General features: G+C 64.0%; 15 protein-coding genes. 5 read left to right on the top strand and 10 right to left on the bottom strand.

The window, feature by feature from the left end; translation table 11 throughout:
- Positions 1-144 precede the first annotated feature (144 nt).
- A complete protein-coding gene (locus LCM4577_RS17435; protein ID WP_071072466.1) occupies positions 145-1,017 on the bottom strand; it encodes a helix-turn-helix transcriptional regulator in 873 nt (290 codons plus the stop codon).
- A gap of 103 nt (positions 1,018-1,120) precedes the next feature.
- On the opposite strand from LCM4577_RS17435, the gene LCM4577_RS17430 reads away from it, so the two are divergent.
- Positions 1,121-1,966 carry an SDR family oxidoreductase gene (locus LCM4577_RS17430; protein WP_071072465.1) on the top strand — a complete coding sequence of 282 codons (846 nt, stop codon included), beginning with the start codon at positions 1,121-1,123 and terminating at the stop codon, positions 1,964-1,966.
- A complete protein-coding gene (locus tag LCM4577_RS17425) occupies positions 1,963-2,685 on the top strand; it encodes an SDR family oxidoreductase (RefSeq protein ID WP_071072463.1) in 723 nt (240 codons plus the stop codon). Before LCM4577_RS17430 ends, LCM4577_RS17425 begins: the two co-directional genes overlap by 4 nt.
- A 43-nt stretch (positions 2,686-2,728) precedes the next feature.
- On the opposite strand, the gene LCM4577_RS17420 is transcribed toward LCM4577_RS17425, so the two are convergent.
- From LCM4577_RS17420 to LCM4577_RS17400, 5 genes are all read right to left on the bottom strand, one after another.
- Positions 2,729-3,187 (bottom strand): carboxymuconolactone decarboxylase family protein, encoded by a 459-nt coding sequence (locus LCM4577_RS17420; protein WP_071032109.1) that lies wholly within the window; start codon positions 3,185-3,187, stop codon positions 2,729-2,731.
- 34 nt (positions 3,188-3,221) lie between these two features.
- Positions 3,222-3,740: an Rrf2 family transcriptional regulator gene (locus tag LCM4577_RS17415; protein WP_071032136.1), complete on the bottom strand. Its 519-nt coding sequence runs from the start codon at positions 3,738-3,740 to the stop codon at positions 3,222-3,224.
- A 332-nt stretch (positions 3,741-4,072) separates the two neighbouring features.
- Positions 4,073-5,386 carry an NAD-dependent dihydropyrimidine dehydrogenase subunit PreA gene (preA, locus tag LCM4577_RS17410; protein WP_071072462.1) on the bottom strand — a complete coding sequence of 438 codons (1,314 nt, stop codon included), beginning with the start codon at positions 5,384-5,386 and terminating at the stop codon, positions 4,073-4,075.
- 2 nt (positions 5,387-5,388) lie between these two features.
- Entirely contained in the window at positions 5,389-6,753 is a 1,365-nt protein-coding gene (locus tag LCM4577_RS17405; protein WP_040984178.1) for an NAD(P)-dependent oxidoreductase, read from the bottom strand.
- A gap of 114 nt (positions 6,754-6,867) precedes the next feature.
- Positions 6,868-7,602 (bottom strand): gamma-glutamylcyclotransferase, encoded by a 735-nt coding sequence (locus tag LCM4577_RS17400; RefSeq protein WP_071072459.1) that lies wholly within the window; start codon positions 7,600-7,602, stop codon positions 6,868-6,870.
- A gap of 179 nt (positions 7,603-7,781) precedes the next feature.
- Between LCM4577_RS17400 and LCM4577_RS17395 the strand changes: the two genes are divergently transcribed.
- On the top strand, positions 7,782-8,558 hold the full coding sequence (locus tag LCM4577_RS17395; RefSeq protein ID WP_071032113.1) for a VOC family protein: 777 nt from the start codon (positions 7,782-7,784) through the stop codon (positions 8,556-8,558).
- 26 nt (positions 8,559-8,584) lie between these two features.
- On the opposite strand, the gene LCM4577_RS17390 is transcribed toward LCM4577_RS17395, so the two are convergent.
- On the bottom strand, positions 8,585-9,076 hold the full coding sequence (locus LCM4577_RS17390; protein WP_071072458.1) for a hypothetical protein: 492 nt from the start codon (positions 9,074-9,076) through the stop codon (positions 8,585-8,587).
- A 200-nt stretch (positions 9,077-9,276) separates the two neighbouring features.
- Between LCM4577_RS17390 and LCM4577_RS17385 the strand changes: the two genes are divergently transcribed.
- The gene (locus LCM4577_RS17385) at positions 9,277-9,669 is read left to right on the top strand and encodes a DoxX family protein (RefSeq protein WP_071072456.1); all 393 of its coding nucleotides are present in this window, start codon (positions 9,277-9,279) and stop codon (positions 9,667-9,669) included.
- 83 nt (positions 9,670-9,752) lie between these two features.
- Here the strand turns inward: LCM4577_RS17385 and LCM4577_RS17380 are convergent, their stop codons facing one another.
- Together LCM4577_RS17380 and LCM4577_RS17375 are read right to left on the bottom strand one after the other, a co-directional pair.
- The gene (locus tag LCM4577_RS17380) at positions 9,753-12,182 is read right to left on the bottom strand and encodes an FAD-dependent oxidoreductase (protein WP_071072454.1); all 2,430 of its coding nucleotides are present in this window, start codon (positions 12,180-12,182) and stop codon (positions 9,753-9,755) included.
- A 65-nt stretch (positions 12,183-12,247) separates the two neighbouring features.
- Positions 12,248-13,783, bottom strand: coding sequence for a trimethylamine methyltransferase family protein (locus LCM4577_RS17375; protein WP_071072452.1), 1,536 nt, complete (start codon positions 13,781-13,783; stop codon positions 12,248-12,250).
- Positions 13,784-13,993: 210 nt separating this feature from the next.
- On the opposite strand from LCM4577_RS17375, the gene LCM4577_RS17370 reads away from it, so the two are divergent.
- The gene (locus tag LCM4577_RS17370; RefSeq protein WP_040984164.1) at positions 13,994-14,584 is read left to right on the top strand and encodes a membrane protein; all 591 of its coding nucleotides are present in this window, start codon (positions 13,994-13,996) and stop codon (positions 14,582-14,584) included.
- Positions 14,585-14,597: 13 nt separating this feature from the next.
- On the opposite strand, the gene LCM4577_RS17365 is transcribed toward LCM4577_RS17370, so the two are convergent.
- A complete protein-coding gene (locus tag LCM4577_RS17365) occupies positions 14,598-16,919 on the bottom strand; it encodes an ABC transporter ATP-binding protein (protein ID WP_071072450.1) in 2,322 nt (773 codons plus the stop codon).
- Between the last annotated feature and the right edge of the window lie 34 nt (positions 16,920-16,953).

Here is a 16,953-nt window from a genome sequence, read left to right as displayed (position 1 = left end):
CTGCCCTGCGGCACCCCCACGCCCGAGGTAACGGAATGGATCCTCGGGTCTCCGCGTCCGCTTCGCTCCCGCTGCGCCCGTGGATGACGAAGCTGAGGGGCTGACGCTGCTTTCTCGGACGGCGCCTCCTGCCGCCAATCGACGTCAGGCGCTGCGCCGCTCGGCCGTCTGTGCCTCCAGCAGCTTCCGCAACTTCGCAACCGAGTTCTGCTCGGCAAGCGGCGTGTAGACGATCAATCGCATATCCGAGCCGTCGTCGATCGACAGGCTCATATGCTCGAACGTCATCGCGCCGGCGATCGGATGGCGCAGGTGCTTCAGGCCGGAAAGCCGGTGCACGACGTCGCGTTGCGGCCACCACTCGCGGAACTCGGGGCTCGAGCGCATCATCAGCGTGATCAACCGCTCAAAATCCGGATCGCCGGTGTATTTCGCGCTCTCGGCGCGGAACGCGGCAAGGGTCGCGCGCGCCAGTTGCTCCCAGTCCACCAGAAGGCGCCGCCGGTGCGGATCGGTGAACACGCCGTGGATGATGTTGCGGGCATCGCCTTCCAGAAGCCCATAGTCGCCGAAAATGGCGACCGCCGCGTCATTCCATGCCAGCACGTCCCAGCGAGGGCCAACGACATAGGCGGGCTGCAGCACCAGGCTCTGCAGCATGTGCAGCAAGGGTCCTTCGACCTTTGTCTGCACGATGCGCCGCCGCTCCGGCTGCTGGCGGCCGGCGAGCGTGAACAGATGCCGCTGCTCGGCGCCGTCGAGCCGCAATGCCTGGCAGAGCGCGGTCAGCACCTCGACCGAAGGCCGCACATCCCTGCCCTGCTCCAGCCAGGTGTACCAGGTCGCGCCGACGCCGGCGATCATCGCCACTTCCTCGCGCCGCAGCCCGGGCGTGCGCCGCCGCTGGCCGGCGGCAATGCCGGTATCCGAGGGCGATAGCCTCTCACGGCGAGAACGCAGGAAGGCGCCAAGCTCGCGCCGGCGGTGATCTTCGGGGGAATGGGCGATGGCATCCATTCGCCTATTATAGCAGTACTGATACCAGGATAAAGTTTGAACTGTTTGAGATGCGCGCCATGTCCCATCTTTGCGTTCAGAGCAGCGCAAGGAGGCTCTGGACATGGAACTCAAGGACAAGACAATTCTGATCACCGGCTCGACCGACGGCGTCGGCCGCGTGGTCGCCGAAAGGCTCGGCGCCGCCCGCGCCCGCGTGCTGGTGCATGGCCGCGACGCAGGCCGCGGCAAGGCGACGGTCGCCGCGATCGAGGCTAAGGGCGGCAAGGCGGAATTCCTCGCCGCCGACCTCGCTTCGCTTGCCGAAGTGCGCCGCCTCGCCGAAGCGGTGCGCGCAAGGACGGACCGGCTCGACATCCTGATCAACAATGCCGGCGTCGGCACCGGCGGCCAGGGCGCCAAGCGGCAGGTCAGCGCCGACGGCTATGAGCTGCGCTTCGCCGTCAACTATCTCGCCGGCTTCCTGCTGACGTCGGAACTGCTGCCGCTCATCAAGGCAAGCGCGCCGGCGCGCATCGTCAATGTCGCGTCGGCCGGCCAGCAGGCGATCGATTTCGACGACGTCATGCTGACGCATGGCTATAGCGGCGTGCGCGCCTACTGCCAGAGCAAGCTGGCGCAGATCCTGTTCACCATCGATCTGGCTCAGCAACTCGACGGCACCGGCATCACCGTCAATGCCTTGCATCCAGCAAGCTACATGGACACCACGATGGTCCGGCAGGCGGGCGTCACGCCATGGAGCTCAGTCGAAACCGGCGCCGACGCCATTTTCAACCTCGCCGCATCGCCGGCGCTCGACGGGCGCAGCGGTCTTTATTTCGACGGSCAGCGGGAATCGCGCGCCGACGCCCAGGCCTATGACGAAAAGGCCCGCCACCGGCTGCGGGCGCTGAGCCTCGAATTGACCGGACAATCTTTTGCAACATCCAAGGAACAGCACCCATGAGCGAGACCATCGAACATTGCGTCATCATAGGCGGCTCATCCGGCATCGGCTTCGCGACGGCCAAAAAGCTGGTCAGCCCCGCCATGAAAGTCACGATCACCGGCCGCAACGAGGAAAAACTCAAGACAGCGTGGAAGAGCCTGGGCGGCTCAGCCGACAAGGCTGCGTTCGATGCCGGCAATCCAGATGAGGTGCAGCGGTTTTTCAAAGACCTCGGGCCGTTCGATCACCTGGTTCTCGCCGCGAGCGGCGGCAAAGGATTGGGACCGTTCGCGACGCTCAACCTCGCCGACATCGGCAGCGGCGTCGACGAGAAGATCCGGCCGCAATTGTCCTGCCTGCAGGCGGCCTTGCCGACCTTGAACAAGGCCGGATCGGTCACCTTCATCTCGGCCGTCTCGGCGCAGATCGCGGCGCCCGGCGTCGCCGGCATCGGCGCCATCAACGGCATGCTTTTGACCGTCGCGCCGATCCTGGCAGTCGAGCTGAAGCCGCTGCGCGTCAACGTCGTGGCGCCCGGCGTCATCGACACGCCCTGGTGGGACTTTTTGCCGGACGATCAGCGGCAGGCGGTGTTCGCCGACTATGCCGGCAAGACCCCGGTCGGCCGCATCGGCCGTGCCGAGGATGTCGCCGAGGCAATCGCCTTCCTGGTCTCCAACAGCTTCATGACCGGCCAGGTGCTGACCTGCGACGGCGGTTTGAGGTTCGCGGCCTAAAATGAGAGGAGGCGCGCGGATTTCCATCCGCGCGCCCTACGGATCATGCCGCCTTGGCGGCCGGCATCGGATGGATGGCGTGGAAGGGAACGCAGAGCCGGTTCCAGGTGTTGATCATGCCGAGCGCGACCGAGAGCTTGACCAGTTCCTCCTCCGAGAAATGTTCGAGCGTGCGGGCGTAGAGCTCGTCCGACACGCCATTGTCGGCGATCAGCGTCACCGCTTCGGTCCAGGCAAGTGCGGCGCGCTCGCGCTCGGAAAACAGCGGCGATTCCTTCCAGGCGGCGACCAGATAGAGCCGCGTTTCGGTCTCGCCGTCGCGTCTTGCCTCACGGCTGTGCATTTCGACGCAATATGAGCAGCCGTTGATCTGGGAGGCCCTGAGCTTGATCAGATGCAGCAGGCTCGCTTCCAGCCCGCACTCGTCCACCGCCTTGTTGAGCGCCGACACCGCCTTCATGATCTCGGGCGCTTTAGCAAAGAACTGTAATCTCTGTTTCATCGTCTTTCCTTCCGGGTTTTGGGTGGGTTAGGGTTCAAGGCTGCTTCGGTGAAGCGGATTTCTGCGGCCGCTGGTGACGCTCGACGAAGGCGCAGCTCGCGGCATAGGACCGCGGATCGCCTTCAGCCGCATACTCCGCCACGATGTCGGACAGCTTCACTTCGGCGAGCGCCGCCCGGTAGGCGCGCTCGGCCTTGAGCATCGCGACATTGATGCCGCAGGGTTTGACGTAGGCCGACGCGTCGATCTTGACCGGACCGCGCTGGCGAATTTCGCCGCAACGGAACGCAGGTTCCCTGCCTTCGACGGCCAGCACGATATCGAGCAGCGTGATGCGTTCGGCGGGCCGCGCCAGCCGGTAGCCGCCCGCCGGCCCCGGCACCGATTCCAGGATGCGCGCCGCCGTGAGCTGGTTGAGATGCTTCAACAGATAGCTCGGCGATAGCCCGAAACACTCCGCAAGCGCCGCGCCCGGCATGGTGCTGTTGCCGTCGACGCTGGCCAGCGTCGCCGCGCAGTGGATGGCCGCTTCGACGCCATCGCCCAGTTTCATTGTGCCGATCTCCAATTCATGGATATCTCTTATCGTGGATATTTTTTATCTGCAATAAGAAAAGAGAAAATTGCCCGCCAATTCGCAATGGCAAGAGAACGACGCCTCGCAGAACCTGGGTTCCTCGCACCCCGCAAAGCGGGGGAGAAGTGGCCCGGCGAAGCCGGGACGGAGAGGGGGATACCCTCTGCGAAGTCAAAACCGGTCAAGGACGAGGCGCAGGGAAAAAAGCAATCAAGGGCCGCGGCGTGTCCAGCCGCCGCGAAGGCCCCTCTCCGTCCCGGCTTCGCCGGGCCACCTCTCCCCACTGTCGTGGGGCGAGGAACCCGAGCTTATTCCGCAGCCACCTTGGCCATCGGATTGTTCGGATGCGTCGTCCAGTTGGCGTAGATCGGCGACACCGGCTTGCCGGTGCGCTGGTCCACGACGCCGGCAGCCAGCGGCTCCATGGTGATGCAGCCTTCGACCGGGCAGACATTGACGCAGAGGTTGCAGCCGACGCATTCGGCCTCGATCACCTCGAAATACCTGGCCCCATTGACCATGCTGGTGATCGCCTGGTGCGAGGTGTCTTCGCAGGCGATGTGGCAGCGGCCGCATTTGATGCAGGCGTCCTGGTCGATATGCGCCTTGGCGACATAGTTGAGGTTGAGATACTGCCAGTCGGTGACRTTGGGCGTGGCGCGGCCGATGATGTCGGAGAGCGACGCATGGCCTTTCTCGTCCATCCAGTTCTCCAGGCCCGCAATCATCTCCTGCACGATCTTGAAGCCGTAGGTCATCGCCGCCGTGCAGACCTGCACGTTGCCGGCGCCGAGCGCCATGAATTCGGCCGCGTCGCGCCAGGTGGTGATGCCGCCGATGCCCGAGATCGGCAGGCCGTACGTTTCCGGATCGCGGGCGATCTCGGCCACCATGTTCATGGCGATCGGCTTCACCGCCGGGCCGCAATAGCCACCATGCGAGCCCTTGCCGTCGATGGTCGGCTGTGGTGCGAAACTGTCGAGATCGACGCCGGTGATCGAGTTGATCGTGTTGATCAGCGACACGGCATCTGTTCCACCTGCGCGCGCTGCCCTTGCGGGCTTGCGGATGTCGGTGATGTTGGGCGTCAGCTTGGTGATGACGGGCATGCGCGTATACTGCTTGCACCAGCGCACCACCATTTCGATATATTCCGGCACCTGGCCGACAGCCGAGCCCATGCCGCGCTCGCTCATGCCGTGCGGGCAGCCGAAATTGAGCTCGATGCCGTCGGCGCCGGTCTCCTCGACCAGCGGCAGGATCGCCTTCCAGCTTTCCTCGACGCAAGGCACCATGATCGAGGCGACCAGCGCCCGGTCCGGCCAATTCATCTTGACCTGCTTCATCTCGCGCAGATTGGTCTGCAGGTCGCGATCGGTGATCAGCTCGATGTTGTTCAAGCCCAGCAGGCGGCGGTCGGCGCCCCAAATCGCGCCGTAGCGCGGACCGTTGACATTGACGACCGGCGGGCCTTCTTCGCCGAGCGTCTTCCACACGACGCCGCCCCAGCCCGCCTTGAAGGCGCGCTCGACATTATAGGCCTTGTCCGTCGGTGGCGCGGAAGCCAGCCAGAACGGATTGGGCGACTTGATGCCGATGAAATTGTTGCGGATGTCTGCCATGCTCATGCCCTCCCGTTAGAGGTCAGTGCCCGGTGGATGCTCTCGGCCGCGTCTCGGCCCTGCGCCACCGCCGAGACGGTCAAATCGTCGCCGCCGAAGATGCAATCGCCGCCGGCCCAGACCTTGGCCAGCGAGGTGCGCCCTTCCGCATCGACCTTGATGCGGCCGCCCTCCAGCTCAATCTGCTCGCTGCTGCCGTTGAGATGCGCCGGCACAAAACTCTGGCCGATCGCCTTGAACACCTGGTCGGCGACGAGCGTGAGCCTTTCGCCGGTGCCGACAAGCTTATCGCCGCTCATCGCGGTGTATTCGAGCTCGATCCCGGAGACCTTGCCGTTCTCGGCAATGACGCGCTTGGGCTGCAACCAGTGGCGGATGGTGACGCCGTTGGCGGCGGCCAGATCCTGCTCGAAGCCGGAAGCGTTCATATGCTCCTGGCCGCGCCGGTAGCAGATCGTCACCTCCTCGGCGCCGAGCAGCTTCGATTGCACCGCGGCGTCGATCGCCGTCATCCCGCCGCCGATGACGACGACGCGCCGGCCGACCGGCAGGCTGGAGAGATCGCTTGCCTGGCGCAGTTCCGAGATGAACTCCACCGCATTGGCGACACCGTCCGCGTCCTCGCCCTCGGCGCGCAGCGCATTGACGCCTCCCAGCCCGAGCCCGAGAAACACCGCATCGTAATTCCGCATCAGGTCCGCCAGCTGGAAATCGCGGCCGAGCGCCTTGCCGTTCTGGATGTCGATGCCGCCGATCGCGGTGACATAGTCGACCTCCGCCTGGGCGAAATCGTCGACGCTCTTATAGGCGGCGATGCCATATTCGTTAAGGCCGCCGGCCTTGGGCCGCGCCTCGAGGATCGTCACCTCATGGCCGTGGCGGGCAAGGCGATGCGCCGCCGCCAGCCCGGCCGGTCCGGCGCCGACCACGGCAATGCTTTTCCCGGTCGGCTCGGCGCGCTTGTAGAACTGCTTGCCCTCGCTCATGGCGACATCGGTGGCGTAGCGCTGCAGCCGGCCGATCTGCACCGGCTTGCCTTCGGCCACCTCGCGCACGCAGACCTCTTCGCACAGCGTCTCGGTCGGGCAGACGCGGGCGCACATGCCGCCAAGGATGTTCTGGTCGAAGATCGTCTTGGCCGAGCCCAGCGGATTGCCGGTCGCGATCTGGCGGATGAACAGCGGGATGTCGATCGAGGTCGGGCATGCGTTCATGCACGGCGCGTCGTAGCAGAAATAGCAGCGATCGGATTCGACCAGCGCCTCGTGGTGGTCGAGCGGGGGATGCAGGTCGGAAAAATTATCGGCATATTGATCGGAAGACAGCCGGCCGCCGGCAATGCCCTCGATGAAATGACCAGTCGCCATTCCAGTTCCCCTTGTTGTCGTTTTGGGGAAGGCTAGCACGTTTTATTTTTTTATCAATTGGTCAATTTTCGGCCAAGTCACTGTATTGACTGGATAAAAATATGATAATTATAGTCATGTTATAGCCATTACCGCCTCATCGGATGGCTCCGCATTTTCAAACCTCGCGGGATGTATCGACCGGATCTCGTGCGCCACCAGTTCCTGCAGCCGCCACAGATTGCGGTCATGGATGCCGAAGGTCTCGAGATGGCTGACGGTGTTGTAGAGATATTCGGCGCCGGAGCCGACATGGCCGCACGCGCGTGCCAGCACCCAAGCGACCTTCTCCAGCGGCTGCCCGAGAGACGTCCCTCTGCCGGTCACGCCAACCCAGAAGCCCAGCGCCCGCAGCCGGCCTTGCGCCGTACGCACCGGAACCCACCTGACGGAGGCAACGGCCTCGTGATCGTCGATCTCGCGCCGCAACAGCCTTTCGATCTGGGCGGCCTTGTCACCGTCCGGCAGGCGGTAGATCACGCCGTCGCAGCGTCCGCCGCGTTCGAGCGCCATCATCAGTCCGGGCTGCGCGGCGCTGCCCCTCCAGCGCACGAGATCCAGGCAGAAGGAGCGATGCCAGCCATGCGCCGAGGCGCGTTGCTGCTCGACCGACTCGAAGGCCGGCTTCCAGATCAGCGAGCCATAGGCGAACACCCAAAGCGGTCCGGCGTCGGCTTCGCCGGCGAGACGCGCGCCGAGCGCGCGGAAATCGTCGTCGCTGAGCTGCGTCCACTCCCCGCTCGGACCGGGATCGATCTCCTCGCGATGGCAAAGAGCGACAAGCTCGGGCGTGAGCGACATCTGACGCATGGAAGAACGCGACCCCCTCTTTGACGGCAGCAAAGTCGAAAAGCACCGGCTATGCAAGATCAGGGGAGTGCAGCGCCTTGCCGTCCAGGATTTTCGGCCCATGTCGGATTTCTGTCGCCAGGATCGTCCTAGGATGGATCGAACCGCGATCGCTGCCTGAACCGGTGAGGAGACCGACCATGCCGAAATCCCCGCAACCTTTCTTCTGGTACGAACTGATGACCACCGACCTCGACGCCGCCGAGGCCTTCTACACCGCCGTTGTCGGCTGGAAAGCCGAGCCCTTCGACAAGGCGCCCGGCATGCCCCGCTACATCGTCGTGAATTCCGCCGTGCGCGGCGTCGGCGGCTTGATGACCATGCCGGAAGAACCTGCGAAGATGGGCATGCCGCCGGCCTGGATGGGCTACATCTACACCAAGGATGCCGACGCCTCGACGCAAGCGCTCAACAACGCCGGCGGCGCGGTCCATCGCGCGCCCGACGACATTCCGGGCGTCGGCCGCTTCGCCGTCGTCGCCGATCCGCAAGGCGCGGCCTTCATGTTCCTGCAGCCCAATCAGCCTGAACAGCCGCCGGTGCCGGCGACCACGCTTGGCCATGTCGGCTGGCATGAGCTCTACACGACCGACTGGAAAGCCGCCTTCGATTTCTATTCCAGCCAATTCGGCTGGGAGAGTGCCGGCGAGTTCGACATGGGCGAGATGGGTATCTACAAAACCTTTGGCGCCGGTCCCGAATCCGGCGGCGGCATCATGAACAAGCCGCCGCAGATCCCGGTTCCCGTCTGGCAGTTCTATTTCAACGTCGACGCCATCGACGCCGCCGCCAAGCGCGTCACCGACAATGGCGGCAAGGTCATCATGGGTCCGATGGACGTGCCGAGCGGCCAGTGGATCATCCAGTGCCAGGACCCGCAGGGCGCGCATTTCGCCTTGCTGGCGCCGGTGAGGTAGACCGCCTACCGCTGGCTGGCGCCGGGTCACTCCGGCGTCAGCACCGCCAGCTTCAGATCGGCCTTTTTCGCACCGCTGACCTGGATGATCGCCGCGCCGCCCGCGAGCTTGAAGCGAACGCTCTTGCGGATTCCCGGGCAGGTCCTCGCGCCGCTGAATGCCGACGATTTCACGGTCTTGCCATCCTGCACGACGTCGATCCAGGCCTCGTCGGACAGGCTGAGCTGCAGCTCCCCATCAGGCGGCACGGTCACATTTGCGATCGCGCCGAACGTGCCGGCTTTCGGTGCACGGTCTGGCGGCACTTCGAAGCTGACCATGTCCACGGCTTCAAGCGAGAAATCCGCCGCTTGCCCGACCGTGAGGGTAGCGCCGGACTGAGCCGCGGGCGCTGTCGGAAACAGGGCTTGCTCGCGCGCGACCGGCCATTTGAAGGCATCGCAACCCGCGTCTGCGGCTGCGGCGAAGCTGGTGCCTGCGAGGATTGCGAACAGGCTGACAATGACGACTTTTTTCATGGCAAAGCGGATCCGTGCGGTTGATGCCTCCATCCACAAATACAACTTTAAGGATAGATATGCAACCATTGCGAGAATGGTTCTGGGAAAAATGAAACCATTTCCACTCACCGATTGTTGATGGCGAGCCATGGGAAGTGAGTGGTCCACTGCCGGGCGATAATTTATGGCCGGACGGGGAGGCTAAAATGGAGTTTTAGATGAAGCTTTTCGAAGGCCTCACCCGGTACCGTCCGCAAGCGCTGGGCGTGTTGCGCATCATGACTGCCTTGCAGTTCATCGAACATGGCTCGCAGAAGCTGTTCAACTTCCCGGYCAGCGCCGAGCCGCACGCCCTGACCGGGCTGACGACGGCTGCCGGCATCCTCGAATTCGCCGGCGGCATCCTGTTGGCGCTCGGCCTCTTCACCCGCCCGGTCGCGTTCCTTCTGGCCGGCGAAATGGCCATCGCCTATTTCATGGCGCACTTCCCGCGCGGCTTCTTCCCCGTCAACAACGGTGGCGACTTGGCGATCTCCTTCTGCTTCATCTTCCTCTACCTGATCTTCGCCGGGTCCGGCGCTTTCGCACTGGACAACCGCCGCGGCGCTTGAAGCATCCAGGTTGCGCCCGGGAGCTTTTTGTTTTTACGCAATTCCGGACGGGAAACCGCTTCGCACTTTTTCCTGGAATTGCCCTAGCCGCGCATCCGCTCGAAATTGGCGTCGAACAGCGGCGCCGCCTGAATGCGCGCCGTGTGGCGCTTGCCGAGGATCTCGATTTCGAAACCGTCCGGTCTGTCGGCGATCTCCTTCGGCACATAACCCATGGCGACCGACGTCTTCGCATTATGCGCATAACCGCCGGACGTGACCCAGCCACGCACGACGCCGTCGTGCCAGATCGCCTCGTCACCGATCACATCGGCATCAGCGGCCTCGACGATGAAGGCGCGCAGCCTGAGCTTGCCGCCCTCTCTGCGTTCAGCCAGCGCTGCTTGCTTGCCGATGAAATCCGCGTCCTTGCCATAGGCGACGAAACGGTCGAGCCCGGCCTCGACCGGGCCGTAGATCGGCCGGTACTCGCGCGCCCACGAGCCGTAATTCTTTTCGAGCCTCAGCGCGTTGAGCGCGCGCGAGCCGAACAGGCCGATGCCGAATTCCTCGCCGGCTTTGACCAGCGCCTGATAGGCGGCACGCTGGTATTCCGGCGCCACCCAGATCTCGTAGCCGAGATCGCCGGTATAGCTGACGCGGCCGACGAGGCACGGCGCCATGCCGATATCCATTCGCGCAACCGCCATGAACGGGAACGCGGCGTTGGAGATGTCGGCGCGGGTAACCTTGGCCAGCACCTCCCTCGCCTTCGGCCCGGCGATCGCAAGGCCGGTGAGCTTCTGGCCCAGCGCCTCGATCCGCACCAAGCCATCATCCTTGGGCAGATGCGCCTCGAACCAGCGCATGTGGTACTGCTCGGCGATGCCGGAGCCGGCGATGAACCACTCTGCGTCGTCGATGTTGRCCAAAGTGAAATCGCCGATCAGCTTGCCGTCCTCCTTCAGCATCGGCGCCAGCGTCATGCGGCCACGCCTGGACAGCTTGCAGGCGAATATGCGGTCGAGCCATCCAGCAGCTCCCTCGCCCGTCACCTTGTATTTGGCGAAGTTCGAAATCTCCGACAGGCCGGCGCCGTTGCGCACCGTCGCGACCTCCTTGCCGACATGATCGAAGTCGGTCGAACGCCGCCAGGAAAACTCGTCGGTGACGCCTTCCGGCGCATACCAGAGCGGCACTTCGAGCCCATAGGATACGCCCCATTGCGCGCCCCTGGCGGCAAGCGTGTCGTAGAGAGGCGTCGTCTTGAGCGGACGGCCGGCAGGCAGCTCCTCGTTCGGGAAGCGGATCGAAAAACGCCGCGAATAATTCTCGCGCACCTTGGCATTGGTGTAGGCCATCGTCGCCCAATCGCCGTAGCGCGCCACGTCCATCGCCCAGATGTCGGCGCCCGGATCGCCCTCGATCATCCAGTTGGAGAGCGCAAGGCCGACGCCGCCGCCCTGGCTGAAGCCGGCCATGACGCCGCAGGCGAMCCAGAAGCCCGGCAGGCCGCGTACCGGACCGACCAGCGGATTGCCGTCGGGCGCGAAGGTGAAGGGGCCGTTGATGATCTGCTTGATGCCGGTCTTCTGGAAAGCGGGGAAGTGGCGGAAGCCGACTTCCAGCGACGGCGCGATGCGGTCGATATCCGGCTCCAGCAGTTCATGGCCGAAATTCCAAGGTGTGCTGAACTCCGACCAGACCTTGTTCGCCTTTTCATAGGTGCCCATCAGCATGCCGCCGCGCTCTTGGCGCAGATAGAGCTCGCCGTCGAAGTCGACCGCGTGGATGATCTCGGTGCCGGTCTTCTTGTTCCAGTCGGCGACTTCCGGCATGTCCTCGGTGATCAGGTACATATGCTCCATGGCGAGCACCGGCAGTTCCAGCCCGACCATGCGGCCGACCTCGCGCGCCCAGAGCCCGCCGGCATTGACGACATGCTCGGCAATGACATCGCCCTTGTTGGTGATGACGCGCCATAAGCCGTCGGGCCGGCGCACGATGTCCTCGACCTTGGTGAAGCGCTCGACCTCGGCGCCGAGTTTCCGCGCCGCTTTGGCATAGGCATGCGTCACGCCGGACGGGTCGAGATGGCCGTCCTCCTTGTTGCGCACGGCGCCGACGAATTGGCTGGGATCGATGAGCGGCATCAATTCCGCCGCCTCCTTCGCCGAGATCACCTCCAGGTCGATGCCGAGATAGCGGCCCTTGGACACCACGCCGCGCAGCCAGTCGAGCCGCGCCTCGGTCGCCGCCAGGAGCACGCCGCCGGTCAGGTGCACGCCGGTCGCCTGTCCCGAAAGCTCCTCGATCTCCTTGTAGAGCGAGATCGTGTATTTCTGCAGCTTGGCGACGTTGGGATCGCCATTGATGGTGTGCATGCCGCCGGCCRCATGCCAGGTCGAGCCCGACGTCAGCTCATCGCGTTCCAGCAGCACGACATCGGTCCAGCCATGGCGGGCAAGATGGAACAGCACCGAGCTTCCGACGACACCGCCGCCGATGACCACGACCTTTGCATGCGACTTCATGGACTTTTTCTCGTTGGTTCAGTGAGTTGAGAGATTGAAATGAATCAGGATGGGAAGCTGTTCCCTCACGGCTCGCCTTGCCCGATCGCTTCCTTGCGACGCGCCATATAGGCTTCGAGCGCTTCGCGCACGGCGGGATCCATAACCGGCTGGACATATTCCTCCAGCGCCTTCTTCCAAAGCCTGGTCGCGCGCGCCGTCGTGTCGAGCGCGCCAGCCTCCTGCCAGGCCTCGTAATTCTGCCAGTTGGAAAGCATCGGCTGGTAGAAGGCGGTGGCATAACGCTCCAGCGTGTGCGGCTCGCCGAAGAAGTGGCCGCCCGTCGGCACCGCGCCCAGCGCCTCGACCGCGAGCTCCGCCTCGTCGACCGCGATCGGCCGCAGGAACTCTATCATGTGCTGGATCAGCTCGACATCGATGATGAGCTTCTCGAACGAGGCCGTCAGCCCGCCCTCCTGCCAGCCGGCGGCATGATAGACGAGGTTGCCATGGCCGAGCACCGCGCCCCACAGCGCCATCATCGTCTCATAGGCGCCCTGCGCGTCGGCGGCGTTGGAGGCCGAGCCCGGCGTCGTGCGGTAGGGCAAGTTGTAGCGTCGCGCCAACTGCCCGGAGGCGATGTTGGCCTTGGTGTTTTCCGGCGTGCCGAAGGCCGGCGCGCCCGACTTCATGTCGACATTGGAGGTGAAGGCGCCATACATCACCGGCGCGCCGGGGCGAACCAACTGTGTCAGCACGATGCCGAACAACGCTTCGGCGTTCTGCTGCGCCAGCGCGCCGGCAAGCGTCACCGGGCTCATCGCGCCCATCAGCGTGAATGGCGTCACCGCCACCGATTGGCCGTATTCGGCCATGGTCATCAGCCCTTCGGCCATCATCTCGTCGAAGCGGCGCGGCGAGTTGACAGAAATGATGGTGGTGACGCCGGGGTCCTGCGCCATCTGATCCAGCGTCAGCCCACGCGCGATCGCCATCATCTCGATGCCGTCGAGCGCCCTCCCCCGCCCGATCGCTGAGACATGGAAACATTTGTCGGTCAGCGTCAGATTGGCGAAATAGGTGTCCATATGCCTTGTGTTCGCCGGCAGCTCGATCGGCGCGCAGACCTGGTTTCCCAGCATGTGGATGCAGTTGAAATGCTGCGCCAGCCGCACGAGGTCCGAATAGTCGTCAAGGTTGCCGGCGCGCCGGCCGCGTTCCATGTCGTGCACATTGGGCGGGCCGGCGACGAGTGTGAAGTTGATGGTGCTATCGCCGAGATGGATGGCGTTGTTCGGGTTTCGAGGCATCAGCATGTAGGTCGAACGCGTCGACTTCAGCGCCTCCTCGACCATGCCGCGATCGACGCGCACATTCATCGAGCCGTGGTCGACCTTGGCCCCGGCGCGCTCGAACAGCGACAGCGCGCGCGGGCTCATCACCTCGATGCCGAAGTTTTCCAGGATATGCATCGATGCCTGGTGGATGGCCTCGATCTGGTCGGCCGACAGCAGCRCCATCGGCGGGTAGGGATTCTCCACCCGCCGTCGTGGCAGTTGCGGGATGGCGGCTGGTCCCCGGTTGCTGGTGCGCTCGCCGCGCTTGCGTCTTGGTTCGCTCATGCGCGCATCAGAGCGCCGGCATCACATGCGAGCTGTCAGGAATTCGCCATTTGCCGGCGTGATTTTAGCCAAGGCGGCATTTCTCAAAATCGAAGAAAAGAATTACGACACAGGCGGTCGTAATACCGATATTCGATTTTTCATGCCGCCACGTCCGCGTTAAGGAAGCGAGCAAGACTCCTTTTATGATTTCGGCCTATTCGTCGTCCAATGCGTAGGTCGAGTTTTAGTAAAATTGTCGCTGTTTCCGTGCTGCTGGCGCTTTCGGCCTGCGCGACGGCGCCCAGCCACATCAACAATGTCTGCGCCGTCTTCGACCAGAATGACGGCTGGTTCGACAACTGGCAGTCCGCCGCCGAGCGGACCGAGCGGAAATACGGCATCCCCGTTCCCGTGCTGATGGCCACGGTGCGTAAGGAATCCGGCTTCAAGAGCAATGCCCGCCCGCCGCGCACCAAGCTGCTCGGCTTCATCCCGTGGACCCATGTCTCGAGTGCCACCGGCTATTCGCAGGCGCTCGACGGCACCTGGTCGCAATATCAAAGCGAGACCGGCAACTGGGCGGCGCGCCGGACACGCTTTGCCGACGCCATCGATTTCGTCGGCTGGTACCATTCCAAGACCGCCGACACGTTCGGTGTCGCCCGCAACGACACCTATAATCTCTATCTGGCGTACTATCTCGGCTGGACAGCCTATGGCCGCGGCAACCGCGGCGACGCCGGCGTGCAAAGCTACGCGCGCGCCACCGACCAGATGGCCCGCGACTACGCCGCGCAGCTACGGCAATGCGGCAGCTGACACCCTTCTGGGGTTAATGCCGCCTTGTCGTGTCCTTCGGCCTTGAGACACCGGTTTCCGAATCCTCGTCGCGCACTTCATGGCGACGGGCTTTAAGCACCGCGTCGTTCTCCTCGACGCCTTCTCCGGTCGCATCAGCTTCCGCACTGGCGTTTTTGCCGTCCGGGCGCTGCGGCGGCGTGCCGGCAAAGCCCGGCCCCTCGCCATGCGGCGCATCGTCCGGAACGCCCTCACGCGCGGCGTGCTCCTTGTCGAACTTGATGACCGGCTCCATCTTGGCCAGCACGTCGTCCGAAAGCCAGCACAGGCTCGTATGGCCGCCGCCGAGATTCTTCACCGGCGGCACCTTGGTCTCGCACAGATTGTCCGGCACCAGCTTCTTGTAGCCGCAACGCGTCTGGAACGGGCAGCCGGTCGGTGGGTTCATCGCCGACGGGATGTCGCCTTCGAGCACGATGTGCTTCTTGACCACGCTGGTGTCGGCGATCGGGATCGCGGACAGCAGCGCCTCAGTGTAGGGGTGGTAAGGCGGCGAGAAGATCTGGTCGGTCGTGCCCTGCTCGACGATATAGCCCAGATACATGACGACGACGCGATCGGCGATATAGCGCACCACCGACAGATCGTGGCTGATGAACAGCATCGTCGTCTTGTTCTTGCGCTGGATGTCCATCAAGAGTTCGGTCACCGCCGCCTGCACCGAGACGTCGAGCGCCGAGACCGGCTCGTCGGCCACCACCACCTTGGCGTCGCCGGCAAAGGCGCGCGCGACGCCGATGCGCTGCTTCTGGCCCCCCGAAAGCTGGCGCGGCTTGCGCGTCTCGAAGGCCCTGGGCAGCTTCACCAGATCGAGCAGCTCCAGCATGCGCTGGCGCCGCTCGGCGACATTCTTGCCGACATTGAACTTCTCCAGCGTGCGGATGATCTGCGAGCCGACGCTGTGGCTGGGATTCAGCGTGTCGAACGGATTCTGGAACACCATCTGGATCGACGAGACCGTGTCGACGCCGCGGTTCTCGATCCCCGTAGACTGGATTTCCTTGTTGGCCAAAGTCACCGTGCCGGAGCTGGCGGTCTCGAGGCCGAGCAGCACCTTGGCCAGCGTCGACTTCCCGCAGCCGGACTCGCCGACGATCGCCACCGTCTCGGATTCGCGCGCGGTGAACGAGATCGTCTCGTTGGCCTTGACGACGCGGCCTTCGCTGGAGCCGAACACCTCGCTGCCGCCGACCTTGTAGTATTTCTTGAGGTCCTGGATCTTCAGCACCGGCGCACCGGGCTCGACCTTTTCGTTGACCTTCTTGGCGCCGGGCGGCAGCGCCTCCCAGTCGATCTCGTTGAAGCGCACGCAGCGCGAGAAATGCCCCTCATGGCCCTCGACCGGGATCATCRGGATTTCCGCCGCGTTGCAGACGCCCTCGACGAAATGGTGGCAGCGCGGCCCGAAATTGCAGCCCTTCGGCCGCTCATGCGGCAGCGGCAACTRTCCGGGAATGGAGATCAGCGGCCGCGAATTCTTGTCGGCGCCGGGCAGCGGGATCGAGCGGAACAGCCCTTGCGTATAGGGGTGGCGCATCCGGTCGAACACGTCCTCGATCTTGCCGGTCTCGACCGCCTCGCCGGAATACATCACCGTGATCTTGTCGCAGGTTTCCAGGATGAGGCCGAGATTGTGCGAGACGAAGATCATCGAGGTGCCGAACTTCTCGCCGAGCCCCTTGACCAGCTCGACGATGCCGGCCTCGACGGTGACGTCGAGCGCGGTGGTCGGCTCGTCGAGCAGAAGCAGCGCCGGCTTCGACAACAGCGCCATGGCGATCACGATGCGCTGCTGCTGACCGCCGGACAACTGATGCGGATAGGAGCGCATCATGCGCTCGGGATCGGGCAATTTCACCGCACGCACCATCTCCAGCGCGCGATTATACGCCTCTTCCTTCGATACCTTGTCGTGGATCAGCGGCACTTCCATCAGTTGCTGGCCGATCTTCATCGCCGGATTGAGGCTTGCCATCGGCTCCTGGTAGATCATGGCGATCTTGTTGCCGCGGATGGCGCGCAGCTCTTCGTCCGACATCTCGCCCATGTCCCTGCCCTGGAACTTGATGCGCCCGCCGACGATCTTTCCGATGTTGGAGAGGTCGCGCATGATGCCGAGCGACACGGTCGACTTGCCGCAGCCGGATTCGCCGACGATGCCCATCGCCTCGCCGGGCATGACCGTGCAGGAAAAATCCATCACGGCCGGTATCTCGCCCTTGCGGGTGAAGAAGGAGATCGAGAGGTTCTCGATCTCGATGATGGGTTGAGCCGGATTTCGAACTGCCTCGTTCATGGGTCGCTCCAATCCTAAATTGTTCCAGCAGGTA

This window comes from Mesorhizobium sp. LCM 4577, assembly GCF_001854795.2.
Lineage (GTDB): Bacteria > Pseudomonadota > Alphaproteobacteria > Rhizobiales > Rhizobiaceae > Mesorhizobium > Mesorhizobium plurifarium.
Note: the sequence above shows the minus strand (reverse complement) of the source record. Positions and strands in the feature narration are given on the sequence as shown.

Bases quoted from the DNA above. Each gene is read 5' to 3' on its own strand.
- LCM4577_RS17435 (WP_071072466.1), bottom strand. From the start codon at position 1,017: ATGGATGCCATCGCCCATTCCCCCGAAGATCACCGCCGGCGCGAGCTT.
- LCM4577_RS17425 (WP_071072463.1), top strand. From the start codon at position 1,963: ATGAGCGAGACCATCGAACATTGCGTCATCATAGGCGGCTCATCCGGC.
- LCM4577_RS17420 (WP_071032109.1), bottom strand. From the start codon at position 3,187: ATGAAACAGAGATTACAGTTCTTTGCTAAAGCGCCCGAGATCATGAAG.
- LCM4577_RS17415 (WP_071032136.1), bottom strand. From the start codon at position 3,740: ATGAAACTGGGCGATGGCGTCGAAGCGGCCATCCACTGCGCGGCGACG.
- LCM4577_RS17405 (WP_040984178.1), bottom strand. From the start codon at position 6,753: ATGGCGACTGGTCATTTCATCGAGGGCATTGCCGGCGGCCGGCTGTCT.
- LCM4577_RS17400 (WP_071072459.1), bottom strand. From the start codon at position 7,602: ATGCGTCAGATGTCGCTCACGCCCGAGCTTGTCGCTCTTTGCCATCGC.
- LCM4577_RS17395 (WP_071032113.1), top strand. From the start codon at position 7,782: ATGCCGAAATCCCCGCAACCTTTCTTCTGGTACGAACTGATGACCACC.
- LCM4577_RS17390 (WP_071072458.1), bottom strand. From the start codon at position 9,076: ATGAAAAAAGTCGTCATTGTCAGCCTGTTCGCAATCCTCGCAGGCACC.
- LCM4577_RS17370 (WP_040984164.1), top strand. From the start codon at position 13,994: ATGCGTAGGTCGAGTTTTAGTAAAATTGTCGCTGTTTCCGTGCTGCTG.